This window comes from Enterobacter cloacae (assembly GCF_013375935.1).
In the GTDB taxonomy this organism is placed as follows: Bacteria; Pseudomonadota; Gammaproteobacteria; order Enterobacterales; family Enterobacteriaceae; genus Enterobacter; species Enterobacter pasteurii.
In genome coordinates this window covers 4,099,704-4,114,870 of sequence record NZ_CP056117.1, presented here as the reverse complement: position 1 = coordinate 4,114,870, position 15,167 = coordinate 4,099,704, and the positions used below count along the sequence as shown (strand labels likewise).

The window sequence follows — 15,167 nt, the reverse complement described above, 5'->3', positions numbered from 1 at the left end:
TGCGTTGTGATTGAGCGCAACACCCTGCGCAACTTTACTCAGGCTGACGTGCGTGAGCCTGTGGCATCCAGAGGCAGAGAAAGGTTCACAGTTTCTGATCGACAATCGCCGATTTCATGCGGGACATCGCCAGAATGTTTCTTGAGCGCATGTTTAATTTTTCCAGGATCTTCACGCGGTAGGTGCTGGTTGTTTTTTGGGAGAGTTTAAGCCTTTTGGCAATTTCATGATTTTCCAGATGGAAAAGCTTCAGCACGTCATATTCTCGCCGCGTAAATGCGTTTATTCTGAGCGCTCTGTAAAAACGCATCAGCTGCTGAAAAGGGCGAATATTAAAATGCATTGACGAATAGATAATATTATCTATTTTCACGGCCCTGTTCATTTCTATCTCATGCATCAGGACGATATAACTATTCTTAATTTTTTTGACCTGCCTGATGACCCCGTTACGTAGGTTATCTTGTTCTATCGCAATGATAAAATTCAGTTCAGGATCGACTCCGATAAGGTCGTGAATATCCTCGTCGTCGCGAATGAAATGGACGGTTGTCTGAGCGCTTAAAACCCCGCTACACAGATAATAGTTATCGCTGATAAATAAAATACTCATAATCGAGAATGCATAATATAAAGGGAAACCTCTTGTCGTACGATGTACCGTTAATGTATGTCGTATGAAAAAGAGTCTAAATGACAAATAGTGAATCTGATAAGCGTAATTAATGTAAAAATAAATGTTTACATTTTAGCCAGAGTGCGATGAAAAAGTATGCGAGGGGCAAGAAAATGACGAAGGAGGGGCAACTTTATGCCATTTCACGCTTTACATCATGCTCAGAGATGTTTATAGTGCGCCTCACTTTGGAAGCGTGGCCGAGCGGTTGAAGGCACCGGTCTTGAAAACCGGCGACCCGAAAGGGTTCTAGAGTTCGAATCTCTACGCTTCCGCCAAATTCGAAAACCCTGCGATAGCAATATCGCAGGGTTTTTTCGTTTTACAGCGCAATCACCAGCTCCCCTGAATGGCTTCGCGAACAGCAGAGAGCCACCTGCTGGCCAGGCGCGCTTTTTTCCGCCTCTGACTGCACGGTATCCCGGTGGTCTACCACCCCGTCGATCACCGGCGTCAGGCACGCTCCGCAGATCCCCATTTCGCATGACAGCGGTACGTCTACGCCGTTCGCCTGCAGCACCTGGGCGATGGTCTTGTCCGCGGGCACCGGCCAGCGCTCGCCGGTGGAGGCCAGTTTGACCGTGAAGATCTCGCCCGCCTCACCGCTTATAAGCGGTGCCGGGGGCTGAAACGCCTCGCTGTGCACCGCCTCGTCAGGCCAGCCTTTCGACCGCGCGACCTCGCGCACTTTCGCCATAAAGCCTGACGGTCCGCAACCCAGGCGTGTAACCCCGGCGCGGGCAGCGGCAGATGACCGGCCAGCGCGGAGCGAGGGCTGACGGTATGAATAGTGCACTCACCCAACCGCGAAAGTTCGCGCGCAAACGCCGCGCTTTCCCGGTTCCTGACGTAATAGTGCAGCGTAAACGGCGTTCCGGCAGCGTTAAGATGCAGGGCCATCGCATACAGCGGCGTAATGCCTATCCCCGCTGCCAGCAGCACAACCCGCTCTGCCTGAGTAAGCGGAAACAGATTGCGCGGGGCGGAGATCGCTAACGTCTGCCCCGGGCGCAGCGTCTCGTGTACATAGCGCGACCCGCCGCGCGAGGCGGTTTCCCGGCCCACGCAGATAAGATAGCTCGCGTTTTCACATGCTCCGGTCAGGGAGTACTGGCGAACCACGCCGCAGGGCAGATGCACATCAACGTGCGCGCCGGGCTGCCACGCTGGCAGCGCTTCGCCGTTTTCAGCCACCAGCCTGACGGCGAGGCTTTTATTCCCCTCGCGCCACAGCCCGTCAACGATAACGTTCAACATATCCGCCTCCGTCATGCCAGGAAAAACTCGCCAAAGCCCATCTTTTTTAGCCCACGACGGTAGGCAATTGAGCTTTTATCCGCCGGAATATGGGCTTCAAGGGTCAGATCCAGCGGCAGGCTTTCCGGACGCTGGGTTTCAACCATCAGACGATCCTCCTCGAAAATGCGCAGGTTAAAGGCATGCACCTCTTCTACAGGAATATGCAGGTCAAAGTTGCGCGCAATCGGCGCAAACATCCGCGTCACGCGCGATGATACCGGCGAGGCGGCGTTCATGATCGCCAGCCTTGCATCGCCGGGAAAATGGATGGTCAGCGTGGCGGTAAACGGCAGGTGCAGTTCAAAATGGCGCAGCCACTGGAAACCCTCCGGCGCCTGGACAGGTGAACCGGCGGGATAATTGCTGACGGAACTCCAGTAATCGGCAACAAAGCCGAAGGACGTCTCCTGCGGCTGATAGGCAGGGACCTGCTGATTAGCGGGATCGGCAAAGGTGTCGGTGTGGATCCACGCGAAGTGGGCGACGTCCAGGAAGCCCTCGACCTGACGGCCTGCGAAACCATTCACCTCAAACGCCGGGCAGTTGATCTGCTGAAAGCCCTCATCATCCCAGTGCGGCAGGGTGGGAAGCGGAACAGGATTGTCCGGATCAAAGTCCAGGCAGGTCCAGATCAGGCCGAAGCGCTCCTCCACCGCATAGTTAAGGAGGTTCAGCTTCGCCGGAACCGGCTGGTTGGGGCTGGAAGGGATGCGGTTGCAGCGACCCTCTTCTCCAAAGCGTAAGCCATGGTAGGGACAGATAATGCCGTACTCATCGTGAAAGCCCAGCGTCAGCGGTACGCCGCGATGTGGACATACGTCCCGGGCCACCACGACGCGATCGTTAATACGATAAATCACCAGCTGCTCATCCAGCAGCGTGGCTTTTACCGGTGCCGGGCCGATGTCGCACGCGCGGGCAACCGGATGCCAGCATTTCGCGAGGCGCAGCCAGTCTCCGGGCTCAAAGGTGCAGCGTGCGGGCGGTGCAGGTTCTTTTCTCATGGTTTCTCCTCTTACGCTCAGCCTAATGGCCCGCCCTGAATGGTGTCGCACAGACCGTTAATGATGCGCTCCCCGGTCTCCTCTTTGAGCTCCCGATACCAGGCCTCGGTCAGCGCCATATCTTTCCCGTGGGTGACGTCGCAGCGTTTGCGGGCCTTCAGCACCAGATCGCGAACCCTGTCGCAGCGCAGCGCTTCGTACTGCCGCAGGGCAAGCTCGATGCGGCGGTTTTCACGCAGGCACTCCCCCAGCACCACGGCATCCTCCATCGCGGCGCATCCCCCCTGGCCGATATCCGGCGTGGTGCTGTGTCCGGCATCACCCAAAAGGGCAACCCTGCCGCGCACCAGGCTGTCGAACGGCTCAATGTCGTGGATCTCAATACGGTTGGTGGTTTCGGGGTCGAGCGCGGCGATAAGCCTCTGCACCGGCGGTGCCCATCCCCGGAAGTAGCGAGCGAGATCGCCGCGCAGGGACGTGCGATCTTCCGCCAGCCCTGCCGGAAGCGGCACGTCAAAAAAGAAGTAGAAACGCCCGCCGGAAACGGGCATCAGCGAAACGCGTTTGCCTTCCCCGACATACGTGGTCCACTGGTGCGCCGGGGCAATGGCTTCATCAATCTTCACCAGCCCGTTCCAGTTCACGTACCCGGCGTAGCGGCGCTCCGGGGCGTATCCCAGCACGTACGGACGAACCGCAGAGTGGCTGCCGTCGGCGGCAATCAGAAAATCGCCTGTTGCCGTGGTGCCATCGGTAAAGGTGACGCTCACGCCAGCCTTATCTTCACATACGCCTTCGACGCGCCTGCCGAACTGCACCCTGTCGCGTCCCCAGAAGTCCAGCATTTCGCGCTGAAGCTCCGCGCGCGAAACGGGGCAGGGGCGCCCGCCGGTGCGCTCGACGAGCGGTGCAAGGCTAAACCGGGTCAGCGTGTCGCCGCGACGATAATCTTTATAGGCCATAAAGCGCATCGGCCCGCCGTACGTCTCGATGATGTCGCCCATACCCAGGTGCTGCATACATTTCACGCCGTTGGGCCAGATGGAGATGGCCGCTCCCACGGGGCGGATCTCCTTTACGGCTTCAAAGACGGTACAGTCTATTCCGGCGTTTTTTAACGCGACGGCCGCGCTTAACCCACCGATGCCCGCCCCAATCACAATCGCTTTCATGCTTCTCTCCTTTCGCAGGGTGTAAGAGGAGTGAGCAATTTGCGTACCAGGCTGCAGCGTGGCGAAAAGCGCGTTGTGGGGCGCGGGTTTGCACTGCTAAGGTGCGTTTTGGGGCGAGGTTTGCCTTAGGATGAATCAATAGTTTCCTGCTGAGGATGGCGGAATCGACTGTTTCACGCCGTCGGCAAGAGTGGCGTAATTTGTGCAATGGCTGTAGACGAGGATTTCAACGGAGCCAACATGATCGCACTACAGGACTTTAATCATTTGCCTTACGAAGAGGCGCTGGCGCGGATCTCTGCGTGCGTGGCGTTGCCTGCCTGGGCCGACGCGCTGGTTCGCGGACGGCCCTATTCCAGCCAGCAAGCGTTGTTCAGCGCGGCGCAGGCGCTGGCGCAAAAGTGGGATGAAGCGGCCCTGGCTCAGGCCCTGAGCGCGCACCCGCGCATCGGCGAAACCCCATCGGGAACGGGGCCGGAGGCCGCGCTGTCGCGCCAGGAGCAGGGGGCGGTTGAGCAGCATCATGCCGACGCCCTGCGGGACGGAAATGCCCGCTACGAAGCCCGCTTCGGACGCGTCTTTCTGATCCGTGCGAAAGGGCGAACCAGCGGGGAAATAGTAGAAGCCCTGCGCGCGCGGCTTGAAAACAGCGAGGCGCAGGAACTGGAGATTGCGCTCGAACAGCTGCGGGAAATTACCTTACTACGACTGGAAGGAGCGATTGGCGAATGAGCACGCTCAGCACGCATATACTCGATATTTCAACAGGCAAGCCCGCAGAGGGCGTAGCGGTGCATCTTGAACGGGAAGGGGAGCGGCTGGCGACCGCGGTCACTAACGCCCAGGGACGCATTGCCGCATTTGTTGCCGATCTGCCTGCTGGCCGTTACCGACTGGTGGCCGACATCGGTGAATGGTTTACCGGCACCGGCCGCAGCACGCTCTATCCCTGCGCGCAAATTGATTTTGTGACGGGGGAGGCAGCAGACGAGCACTTCCATCTGCCGTTCGTGATTGCGCCCGGCGGATGGTCAACCTACCGGGGCAGCTGACCACACCCGTTCGCCGCTGACCCAGGTTTCGCTGATGTTGCGCTCGTCGCCGAGGGTCATCAGCACAAAAAGCTGCTCATAAATATCCCGGCAGCGGCGGTGGCGCAGGCGCTGTAGCGGCGTCACCGCCGGGTCAATAACGATGAAGTCTGCCTCTTTGCCGGGGCTGAAGCTGCCAATCTTCTCGTCCAGCCGCAGCGCGTGGGCCCCGCCCAGCGTGGCGTGATAAAACGCCTCGCAGGCGCGCAGGCGATAGCTCTGTAGCTGCCCGACCTTATAGGCCTCCCCCAGGGTGCGCAGCATGCTGAAGGTGGTTCCCGCCCCGACGTCGGTGCCGATGCCCATCCGCACCTTATGCTGCCAGCAGGCGGGCAGGCGAAACAGCCCGCTGCCAAGAAACAGGTTAGAGGTGGGGCAGAACGCGACGGCAGAGCCGGTGTCGTGCAGGCACTGCCATTCGCTGTGGTGCAGGTGAATACCGTGCGCGAACACGCTGCGCTCGCCCGTCAGGCCATAGTGGTGATAAACGTCCAGGTAGCGCTCGTGCTCGGGCCAGAGATCGCTCACCCAGGCGACTTCGTGCGGGTTTTCACTCAGGTGGGTCTGCATCCAGGTATCCGGAAACTCTTCCCTGAGCAGCCTGACCGCCGTGAGCAGTTCGGGAGAAGAGGTGGGGGCAAAGCGCGGCGTAATGGCATACCCCAGCCGCCCGCGGTTCTGCCAGCGCTGGATCAGCGTCCGCGTCTGCTGATAGCTCGCGTCAGCGGTCTCGGTCAGGTAGTCCGGCGCGTGCCTGTCCATCATCACCTTTCCGGCGATGAGGCGCATGTTCAGGCGCAGCGCCTCGGTAAACAGCGCGTCGACGGAGCCAGGGTGCAGGGTGCAGAACACCAGCGCGGTGGTGGTCCCGTTGCTCACCAGCTGGTTAATGAAAAATTCGGCAATCTCTTTTGCGTAGGCCTCATCGGCAAACTGGCTCTCCACCGGAAACGTGTAGGTGGTCAGCCACTCCAGCAGCTGTTCGCCGAATGCCCCGATCATCTCCGTTTGCGGATAGTGAACGTGGGTATCAACAAATCCGGGCAGCAGCAGCCTGCCGCGCAGGTCGGTATAGCCCTTGTGCGGATCAAGATGCTTCTCGCCCTCGTGCCAGTCCAGCAGCGCCACGATTTTTCCCTGCTGGATAAACAGCAGCCCGTCCTCCCGGTAGCGCGCGTGCTCGGCAATCAGGTCCGCGCTGTCGCAGACCTGAGGGATATCGAAAAATGCACCGCGTAGCGCAGTCTGGTAATCCATCACGGCTCCTGTCTGATAGCGCGCGCGGCCTCGCGTGCGGTGAAGTGCGCGGCGGACGCGCCCTCGCGATCCTTCCGGGCCAGCCAGCGATAGGTCACGCCGCCGAGAAAGACGCCGATAAACCAGCTAAAGTTCGCCACCTCGTGCAGGGCCGGGATAAAGCTTATCACCAGACCCACGCCCACGGAGGGGAGCAGCGCAGCGATGGCTTTCGGATTAAAGCCGTTACGGTACCAGTATTTGCCCTTTGGCGTGTCGTCGAACAGATCGTCTACCGACACCCTGCCGCGCTTAATCAGATAGAAATCGGCGATCAGAATACCGAACAGCGGGCCGATAAACGCGCCAAGCACGTCCAGCGTGTAGTGGATCAGCTCCGGAGAGTTGAACAGGTTCCACGGGGTGAGCAGGATAGAGCCGACGGCGGCGATCATGCCCCCGGTGCGGAAGCTGATCTTCTGCGGCGAGCAGTTAGAAAAGTCAAACGCTGGCGAAACGAAGTTCGCCACGATGTTAATCCCGATGGTGGCGACAATCATCGTCAGCAGGCCGATGGCCACCGCCAGGTCGTTCCCCACGCGGCTGACGGTTTCAATCGGGTCGGTGATCATGCGCCCGAACAGCGACTGGGTGCCGGAGACAATCACCACGGTGACCAGGGAGAACAGCAGGAAGTTAAACGGCAGGCCCCAGCGGTTGCCGCGGCGGATCTCCCCCATGCTTTTCCCGTAGCGGGAGAAATCACCGAAGTTGAGCAGCGGGCCGGAGAAGTAGGAGACCACCAGCGCGGTCGCGGCGATCATCTGCCAGGCCTGCTCGCCCGCGGACAGGGATTTGCTGGCGAGGGTAAAGGAGATCCCGTCAAAACCGGTCTTGTATACAATCCAGTCCGCCAGGGCCAGCATCACCACGTAGACCGCCGGACCGGCGATATCAATGAAGCGCTTAATGGCGTTCATACCGTGCCAGAAGACCAATGCCTGCAAAACCCACATGATGGCAAAGCAGATCCAGCCAAGATGCGTAAGCCCAAGGAAGGCGTCTGCCGTCAGCGCAGCGAGGGAGGGCCAGAATTTCAGCGCCACCAGCATCAGCGCGTTTGCGGCCAGGTAAGTCTGAATGCCGTACCACGCAAAAGCGATAAGCCCGCGGATCACCGCCGGAATGTTCGCCCCGAATACGCCAAACGCCTGGCGGCAGATCACCGCATACGGCACGCCCGCCATCTGGCTCGGTTTTGCCACCAGGTTGGCGCACAGCTGCACAATGCAGATCCCCACCAGCAGGCAGAGCAACACCTGCCAGCTTGCCAGCCCGAGCGTAAAGAAGCTCGCGGCCACGACGTAACCCCCCATGCTGTGAACGTCGGACATCCAGAAAGAAAAGATGTTGTACCAGCTCCAGTTCTGGTCACGCGTCGGTGCCAGATCCTCATTGCAAAGGCGTGGGCTGTATGCCGCACCGGAATCAGCTGCCGTAATCTGCTGCGCGTTTTGACTGTTTGGCATGGATCCTGCTCCTGTTAATGAAAACCCGTTAAGTGGTTGTGCAGACGGCGTTGCAGGATCCAGGCCAAAAATCATAAATCTTGTATTCAATACATTAATTTTATGTATACGAATTGATGTTAAAAAGTAAAAAACCGGAGTAGGTAATGAACCACGCGAACGGCCTGCAGGCCGCGCCAGAACTGCAGGACAAAGATGAATACATCTTTCAGGCGCTGATGACGGCCATTGTCGAACACCAGCTATTGCCGGGAAGTAAATTGCCGGAAGAGGCGCTGGCGGAGGTCTTTGGCGTGAGCCGCACGGGCATCCGCAAGGTGCTGCAGCGACTCGCCGCTGTGCAAATGGTCACCCTGACGCCCAGGCGTGGTGCACACGTGGCCAGCCCGACGGTGGAAGACGCGCGGCAGATCTTTCGTACCCGCGCGCTGCTTGAGGTCGCTAACCTGCCGGACGTGCTGGCGCGCTGCCGGGCGCCGCATCTGGCCGCGCTGGAGGGCGTTATTCGCCAGGAGCAGCAGGCGCACGAGGCCTATGACGGCCCGGCGGCGATCCGCCACTCCGCCAGCTTCCATATTCAGCTGCAGGCCATCTCCGGCAATCAGGTCATGACTGACATGGTGACCCGCCTGAGCCAGCGCACCTCGCTGGCGATTGCCGCCTGGGGCGCGCCGTGGCGTCAGGGCTGCCGCTGCAACGATCATGAACAGCTCGTGGAGCTGCTGCGTCAGAAAGCGCTGCAGCCCTTAAGCGATGCCTTAATGCACCATTTTGAACATATCGTCGCCAGCCTCTGCTTTGAGCGGGCAGGCGAGTGCCTTCCCGATTTTGCCCGGCTGTTTGCGGGCCACAAGGAGTCGTAATGTCATCCGTTCGTATTCAGGTGATTAACCCCAACACCAGCCCCGCAATGACCGAAACCATCGGCGCGGCGGCGCGTGCGGTAGCGGGACCGGGCACGGAAATCCTCGCGGTCTGCCCCAGTGCGGGCGTGCCGTCTATTGAGGGCCATTTTGATGAGGCCATCGCCGCCGTGGGCGTACTGGAGCAGATCAAAAGAGGCAGGGAGCAGGGCGTGGACGGTCACGTCATCGCCTGCTTTGGCGATCCGGGCCTGCTGGCGGCGCGCGAGCTGGCGCAGGGGCCGGTGATCGGGATTGCCGAAGCCGCCATGCACGCGGCGACGCTGGTCGCGACGCGCTTTTCGGTTGTCACCACGCTGCCGCGCACGCTGATTATTGCCCGCCATCTTCTGCACCAGTATGGCTTTTACGATCGCTGCGCGGGGCTGCACGCTATCGACCTCCCGGTGCTGGCCCTGGAAGACGGCAGCGGGCTGGCGCAGGAGAAGGTGCGCGCGCGCTGCATACAGGCGCTGAACGAGGACGGCTGCGGCGCCATTGTGCTGGGCTGCGGCGGCATGGCGACGCTTGCCCGGGAGCTGACGCGCGAGCTGCGCGTGCCGGTCATCGACGGCGTCAGCGCGGCGGTGAAGATGGTGGAATCGCTGGTGGCGCTGGGGCTGTCGACCAGCAAGCACGGGGACCTGGCGTTCCCGGAGAAAAAAGCGTTAAGCGGGCCCTTTCAGGGGCTGGATCCATTTTAAGTGTTGGGGGTGGCAATGGGGCTTTTTGAACAGGATTATCCGCGGGATCTGCGCGGCTATGCGGGTAAGCCGCCGCACGCGCGGTGGCCGGAACAGGCGCGGATCGCGGTGCAGTTTGTGCTCAACTATGAGGAAGGGGCGGAAAACCACGTTCTGCACGGCGATGCCGGGTCAGAGCAGTTTCTGTCGGACATTATCGGGGCGGCCAGCTACCCGGACAGGCACATGTCGATGGACTCCCTCTACGAATACGGCAGCCGCGCCGGGTTCTGGCGGATCCACACTGAATTTCAGAAGCGCGGCCTGCCGCTGACGGTCTTCGGCGTGGCGATGGCGCTGGCGCGCCATCCGGAGATCGTTGAGGCGATCGGGGCGGCGGATTACGACGTGGTCAGCCACGGCTGGCGCTGGATCCACTATCAGCACATGGATATCCACCAGGAGCGTGAGCACCTGCAGAAAGCGGTACACGTCCTGACCGACCTGTTCGGCAAGCCGCCCACGGGCTGGTACACCGGGCGCGACAGCCCCAATACGCGTCAGCTGGTGGTGGAGCACGGCGGCTTTGACTACGACAGCGACTACTATGGCGACGATCTCCCCTTCTGGACGGAAGTGGCGCGTCCCGACGGCACCCGTAAACCGCACCTGATTGTGCCCTACACGCTGGATGCGAACGACATGCGCTTTGCCACCGCGCAGGGGTTTAATACCGCCGAGCAGTTTTATACCTATCTGAAGGACAGCTTTGACGTGCTGTACGAAGAGGGGGAAAGCGCGCCGAAGATGATGTCCATCGGCATGCACTGCCGCCTGCTGGGGCGGCCGGGACGTTTTCGCGCCCTGCAGCGGTTTCTTGACTACGTGCAGCAGCACGATCGGGTGTGGATCTGTACCCGCCAGCAGATTGCCGACCACTGGCGGGAGGTGCATCCCTTTCAGAAATAATTGAGCCGTTTTTTGCCGGGTGGCGGCTGCGCCTTACCCGGCCTGCGACTATGCCATCAAACTCACCTGCGCCGCCACGATCCGCCATCCGCAGGCAAACCGTACCCACGTCTGCTGCTGGCGGCCAATCCGTTCCGTTCCCTCGCGGGTAAACTCGGTGCTGCATACGGCATAATCTTCCCCGAAGGTCGTAATCACGGTGTGACGCAGCGTTCGCTGCAGCCCGGCAGAGGAGCGCGCCGCGCGAAAGGCGCGGATCTCATCAATGCCGTACAGGTTTTCACCCGCCCCCAGACGCACCGTGCTTTTGTCGTGCCAGAACAATTCGTCCAGCACGGCAATGCTGTTGCTCACCAGCGCCTCTTCATAGCGGTAAAACGCGGCCGTCACCTCTGCGACCACCCACGGCAGGTTGACGTCTTCGTGATTGATCATGCCGCTATCTCCGCCGCACGGGCATCGGTGATGCCGCTCTCTTCCAGCACCCGCGCCACGCGCAGGCACGCCTGCTCGTTAAACGGTGCGGCAATCAGCTGCAGGCCAATCGGCGCGCCCTGCGCGGTACGCAGCGGTACGGTGGTGACGGGTAAGCCCAAAAACGAGATCGGCTGGGTCAGCATGCCCATACTGGCGCGGATCGGCAGCGGCTGGCCGTTAATCTCCATGGTCTGATCGCCAATGAACGTGGCGCTGCGCGGGGTTGCCGGGGCAATCAGCACGTCGGCACGGGCGAACAGCGTTTTAAACGCCTGGCGTGCCAGGGCGCGAAAGCGCTGGGCCTGAATATACCAGGCGGAGGGGATCATCGCCCCTGCCAGCAGCCTTTCGCGGGAGTGCGGCTCAAAGCGGTCTGGCTCGCGGCGAAGGGCGGGGAGGTACTGGTTTCCCCCTTCGGCGGCGCTGATGATAAACGCCGCGGCGCGCGCAAGCTCGGCCTCCGGGAACAGCAGCTCGTCCTGCACGTCGAGCGCCTTCGCCACCCGCGCCACGGCGTCGCGCGCATCATTGTCGCACCAGGTGGTGAAGTAGCCGCCGAGCACCGCGCAGCGCAGGCCGTCCAGGCCGCGCTCAAGCAGGGGGCGCGTCTGCTCGCGCGAGCTCTCTGCCTGAAAACCGTCGCTGCTGTCCCTCCCCTGCAGCGCGTCATACACGGACGCCAGGTCGCACACGCGGCGGGCAAAGGGACCGATATGATCCAGGCTCGCGACAAACGGATGGCTGCCGGTGCGCGACAGGCGGCCAAAGGTAGGCTTCAGGCCATAGATGCCGCACAGGGAGGCGGGAACGCGAATCGAGCCGTTGGTATCGGTGCCGAGCGAAAAGTGCACCAGCCCGGCGGCCACGGCGGCGGCTGAACCGCCGGAGGATCCGCCGGCGACGCGGGCCAGATCGTGCGGGTTGCGGGTCGCGCCGTAGTGGCTGTTTTCGGTCGTGAAGCCGTAGGCATAAGCGTCCATGTTCACCATGCCGGACAATAACGCCCCTGCGCCGCGCAGCTGGCGCACCGCAAAGCAGTCGTCAGCGGCGGCGGGGCGCTGGCTGAACAGTTCAGCCCCTGCGAGGGTGGTGTGTCCGGCAACGTCAAACAGGTTTTTTACCGCGTAAGGCACGCCGGCCAGCGGGGGCAGAGGGCGCTTTTCCCGACGCAGGGCGTCGATGCGGTCGGCTTCCGCGAGCATGCGGGCTTCCGTTACGGTGGTCCAGGCGTTGATCTGCGGGTTAAGTCGGGAAACCGACTCAAGCGTCTGGCGGGCAATCTCGCGCGCGCTCAGGCTGCCCGCGCTCAGCGCCTGCTGAACTTCATCGATGCTCATCTCGTGTAGCGTCATGCTTTATACACTCCTGCTATCTCCAGACGGTCATCGAGGGGCAGCGCCATCAGCGGGGCGGCCATGGCGGCAATGCGGCTGAACTGTTCCCGCAGCGCGGCGCGGCGGGCATCGTCCAGCTCAACGCCGAGCACGGACTCCATTTGGGCAAGATACGCCTGCCAGTCGGGTTGTGGTGTCGTCATTGCTCTCTCCTCAGAATCCGGCGGCGGTGCCGTTGCTGCGCGGGTCAAATGCGCCTTCGAACAGGCCGTCAGGGTGGCGCACAATCGCCCCGGCGTGGCCCATGGCTTCGCTAAAGTCCGGGAACATTTCCACTTCATGCCCCAGCGCCTGCAGGTGGGTGACCGTCTCGGGTGTGAATCGCCCTTCAAGCTTCAGGCTGTCGGAAGTTTGCCCCCAGGTGCGGCCCAGCAGCCAGCGAGGACGGTTTACCGACTCCTGCAGCGGCACGCCCTGTACGGCATAGCGGGTAAAAATTGTCGCCTGGGTTTGCGGCTGTCCGTCGCCGCCCATCGAGCCGTAAACCATCACGCGTCCGTCGCTAAGGCGCGCCGCTGCCGGGTTAAGGGTATGGAAGGGCTGTTTGCCCGGCGCGAGCGCCAGCAGGTGTTCCGGGTTGAGGCTGAAGGACGCCCCCCGGTTCTGCCAGACGATGCCGGTGTCGGGCAGCACCACGCCGCTGCCGAACTCGTGATAAATGCTCTGAATAAACGACACGGCAAGGCCGCTCTCGTCCATCACCCCCATCCACACGGTATCCCCTGGGCCTTTCCCGTTGCCCCACGGCGCCGCGCGGGCGTCGTCAACCCTGTCGGCAAGCTCCTGGAGGGCGGCGGGAGTCAGAAGGCTTTGAACGTCGGTTTGCATCTCGCGCGGGTCGGTGATGTGCGCATCGCGCAGGCCGAAGGCCAGCTTGGTCGCTTCCGCGATGCGGTGAATGGTCATCGCGTCGTCGGCATCGGCCATCGCTAACCGGTCCGTAATGCCGAGGATCGCCAGCGAGACCAGCCCCTGCGTCGGCGGGGCGAGATTAAATATCTCTCCCAGCCGGTGCTGCAGTTTCAGCGGCGCGGTTCGCCGGGCCACGTGCGCGGCCAGATCGTCCCGCGTGACGGGCATGCCGAGCGTTGCCATCCCGCGCGCCAGAATGTCCGCCAGCGGGCCGCGATAAAAGCTGTCGAGACCGTCCTCCACCAGGCGCTTCAGGGTTAAGGCCAGGGCGGGTTGGCAGAAGCGGCTTCCGGCCTGCGGCGGTTTGCCGTTTACCAGCCAGGTCTCCGCGAAGCCGGGGACGTCGTGAAGCTCGTCGTATTTACTGGCCGTGGCGTGGGCCTGCGACGCGGTGACCGGCGTACCGTTCTGCGCGTAGTCAATGGCGTCGGCCAGCAGGCCGGCCAGCGGCAGCGCCCTGCCGGTCATCTCCTGCGAGATCTTCAGCGCCTCGTCCCAGCCGCTCACCGTGCCGGCGACGGTCAGCGCCGCCCGCGGGCCGCGGTGGGGGATGTGTGGCAATCCGTCGTAGGCGGCAAGCGTTGCCAGCGACCCCGCCGCGCCGCTGGCGTCAACGGCGATCGGTTCGCCCTGCGGTGGAACGATAAGCCAGAAGCCATCGCCGCCCAGCCCGTTCATGTGCGGATACACCACGGCAACGGTCGCGGCGGCGGCCACCATTGCCTCTATTGCGCTGCCGCCCTCGCGCAGCACGCCCAGGGCGCTCTGGCTGGCAAGATGGTGGGGCGCGACGGCCATGCCGCGCGTGGAGACGTTACTTTGCATAGAGTGTCCTCATAACCCTGTAGGTTACAGGTTGCTGCAAAAGTTGTTCCAGTTCTGAACAAAAAGTTTCATGCCGTTCGCCGCAGAAGCTGGCATGCTAAATGAATAGTAAAGGTGGGATGAAACAAACGTTACAGAGGCGTTATGGAACAGCTTGATGAACGACTGAAAGCGCACTATGCGTCACTATCGCCGCAGGAGCAGCGGGTGGCGGATTTTATTTTTGACCATTTTGACGACCTGATTAGCTACAACAGCGCCGAGCTGGCGCAGCTGAGCGGCGTGTCGAAAGCGACGGTGAGCCGGCTGTTTAAGCGCCTGGGCTATGAGAAGTATAAAGAGATGCGCGACGAGCTGCGCACCCTGCGCCAGAGCGGGATGCCTCTCGCCGACAACCGCGATGCGGTGCAGGGAAACACGCTGCTGGCCCGTCACTATAAGCAGGAGATGGCGAACCTGACCCAGTGGGTCAATGCCCTGGACGCGCAGCAGTTTGCCGACGCCATGGCCTGCATGGTCAGGGCGCGCCGGATTGTCATTATCGGCATGCGTAACGCCTATCCCGCGGCGCTGCACCTGCGCCAGCAGCTGCTGCAGGCGCGCGGCCAGGTGCTGGTGCTGCCGCAGCCGGGGCAGAGCCTGAGCGAGGAGCTGGTGGATTTAACGCCCGACGATCTGGTGGTCATGATGGCCTTTCGCCGTCGTCCGCGCATTATTCGCCCGCTGATGCAGCAGCTTCAGCGCAGCGGCATTCCGGTGCTGCTGATGTGCGAGCCGCAGGCCCACAGCCTGTTTCCGCTGGCGAGCTGGCAGCTCTGCGCCCCGCTGGACAGCGTATCCGCCTACGACAGCTACTCGTCGGTCAACAGCCTGATCAGCCTGCTGGCGAACGCCTTCCTGCACGAGATCCTCGATAAAGGCCGCCCGCGCATTCACGAGATTGCCTCCCTCTACCAGCAGCTGGACGAACTCGAACAGCGATAATGGGGCATCGGGCT

At 61.6% G+C, this 15,167-nt stretch carries 13 protein-coding genes, 1 tRNA gene and 3 pseudogenes; 7 read left to right on the top strand and 10 right to left on the bottom strand.

Annotation, left to right across the window (positions count from 1 at the left end):
* Positions 1-85: 85 nt before the first annotated feature.
* Positions 86-613 (bottom strand): helix-turn-helix domain-containing protein, encoded by a 528-nt coding sequence (locus tag HWQ14_RS19415; protein ID WP_176610697.1) that lies wholly within the window; start codon positions 611-613, stop codon positions 86-88.
* A gap of 253 nt (positions 614-866) precedes the next feature.
* Between HWQ14_RS19415 and HWQ14_RS19410 the strand changes: the two genes are divergently transcribed.
* Positions 867-954, top strand: a tRNA-Ser gene (locus HWQ14_RS19410).
* A 44-nt stretch (positions 955-998) separates the two neighbouring features.
* Here HWQ14_RS19410 and HWQ14_RS19405 read toward each other — a convergent pair.
* The 3 genes and pseudogenes from HWQ14_RS19405 to hpxO form a co-directional block, all read right to left on the bottom strand.
* A pseudogene (locus tag HWQ14_RS19405) lies at positions 999-1,933 on the bottom strand (PDR/VanB family oxidoreductase).
* An 11-nt stretch (positions 1,934-1,944) separates the two neighbouring features.
* The gene (hpxD, locus tag HWQ14_RS19400; protein WP_176610696.1) at positions 1,945-2,979 is read right to left on the bottom strand and encodes a molybdenum cofactor-independent xanthine hydroxylase subunit HpxD; all 1,035 of its coding nucleotides are present in this window, start codon (positions 2,977-2,979) and stop codon (positions 1,945-1,947) included.
* 17 nt (positions 2,980-2,996) lie between these two features.
* A complete protein-coding gene (hpxO, locus tag HWQ14_RS19395; protein WP_176610695.1) occupies positions 2,997-4,151 on the bottom strand; it encodes an FAD-dependent urate hydroxylase HpxO in 1,155 nt (384 codons plus the stop codon).
* A gap of 240 nt (positions 4,152-4,391) precedes the next feature.
* On the opposite strand from hpxO, the gene uraD reads away from it, so the two are divergent.
* Entirely contained in the window at positions 4,392-4,883 is a 492-nt protein-coding gene (gene uraD / locus HWQ14_RS19390) for a 2-oxo-4-hydroxy-4-carboxy-5-ureidoimidazoline decarboxylase (RefSeq protein WP_176610694.1), read from the top strand.
* Complete coding sequence (gene uraH / locus HWQ14_RS19385; protein WP_176610693.1) at positions 4,880-5,203, top strand: hydroxyisourate hydrolase; 324 nt, start codon at positions 4,880-4,882, stop codon at positions 5,201-5,203. Before uraD ends, uraH begins: the two co-directional genes overlap by 4 nt.
* Here the strand turns inward: uraH and guaD are convergent.
* The gene (gene guaD, locus HWQ14_RS19380) at positions 5,183-6,502 is read right to left on the bottom strand and encodes a guanine deaminase (RefSeq protein ID WP_176610692.1); all 1,320 of its coding nucleotides are present in this window, start codon (positions 6,500-6,502) and stop codon (positions 5,183-5,185) included. The two genes, uraH and guaD, sit on opposite strands and share 21 nt — an antisense overlap.
* Entirely contained in the window at positions 6,499-8,007 is a 1,509-nt protein-coding gene (locus HWQ14_RS19375) for an NCS1 family nucleobase:cation symporter-1 (RefSeq protein ID WP_176610691.1), read from the bottom strand. The genes guaD and HWQ14_RS19375 overlap by 4 nt, the downstream gene beginning before the upstream one ends.
* A 146-nt stretch (positions 8,008-8,153) precedes the next feature.
* Here HWQ14_RS19375 and HWQ14_RS19370 point away from each other — a divergent pair, with 146 nt between their 5' ends.
* From HWQ14_RS19370 to puuE, 3 genes and pseudogenes are all read left to right on the top strand, one after another.
* Positions 8,154-8,870: a GntR family transcriptional regulator gene (locus HWQ14_RS19370; protein WP_176610690.1), complete on the top strand. Its 717-nt coding sequence runs from the start codon at positions 8,154-8,156 to the stop codon at positions 8,868-8,870.
* Positions 8,870-9,744: pseudogene (gene hpxA / locus HWQ14_RS19365) on the top strand (allantoin racemase). The gene HWQ14_RS19370 and the pseudogene hpxA overlap by 1 nt, the downstream one beginning before the upstream one ends.
* Positions 9,710-10,561, top strand: a pseudogene (puuE, locus tag HWQ14_RS19360) (allantoinase PuuE); the annotation flags it as partial. The pseudogenes hpxA and puuE, both read left to right, overlap by 35 nt.
* 48 nt (positions 10,562-10,609) lie before the next feature.
* On the opposite strand, the gene hpxZ reads toward puuE, so the two are convergent.
* Genes hpxZ through hpxW form a run of 4 tightly spaced genes read right to left on the bottom strand, consistent with a single transcriptional unit; the run spans position 10,610 to position 14,169 of the window.
* Positions 10,610-10,996, bottom strand: coding sequence for an oxalurate catabolism protein HpxZ (gene hpxZ, locus HWQ14_RS19355; RefSeq protein WP_176610687.1), 387 nt, complete (start codon positions 10,994-10,996; stop codon positions 10,610-10,612).
* On the bottom strand, positions 10,993-12,390 hold the full coding sequence (locus HWQ14_RS19350; protein ID WP_176610686.1) for an AtzE family amidohydrolase: 1,398 nt from the start codon (positions 12,388-12,390) through the stop codon (positions 10,993-10,995). Before HWQ14_RS19350 ends, hpxZ begins: the two co-directional genes overlap by 4 nt.
* A complete protein-coding gene (gene hpxX / locus HWQ14_RS19345; RefSeq protein ID WP_176610685.1) occupies positions 12,387-12,575 on the bottom strand; it encodes an oxalurate catabolism protein HpxX in 189 nt (62 codons plus the stop codon). Before hpxX ends, HWQ14_RS19350 begins: the two co-directional genes overlap by 4 nt.
* A 10-nt stretch (positions 12,576-12,585) precedes the next feature.
* Complete coding sequence (gene hpxW / locus HWQ14_RS19340) at positions 12,586-14,169, bottom strand: oxamate amidohydrolase (RefSeq protein WP_176610684.1); 1,584 nt, start codon at positions 14,167-14,169, stop codon at positions 12,586-12,588.
* A gap of 144 nt (positions 14,170-14,313) precedes the next feature.
* On the opposite strand from hpxW, the gene hpxU reads away from it, so the two are divergent.
* Positions 14,314-15,153, top strand: coding sequence for a MurR/RpiR family transcriptional regulator HpxU (gene hpxU / locus HWQ14_RS19335; protein WP_176610683.1), 840 nt, complete (start codon positions 14,314-14,316; stop codon positions 15,151-15,153).
* Positions 15,154-15,167 lie beyond the last annotated feature (14 nt).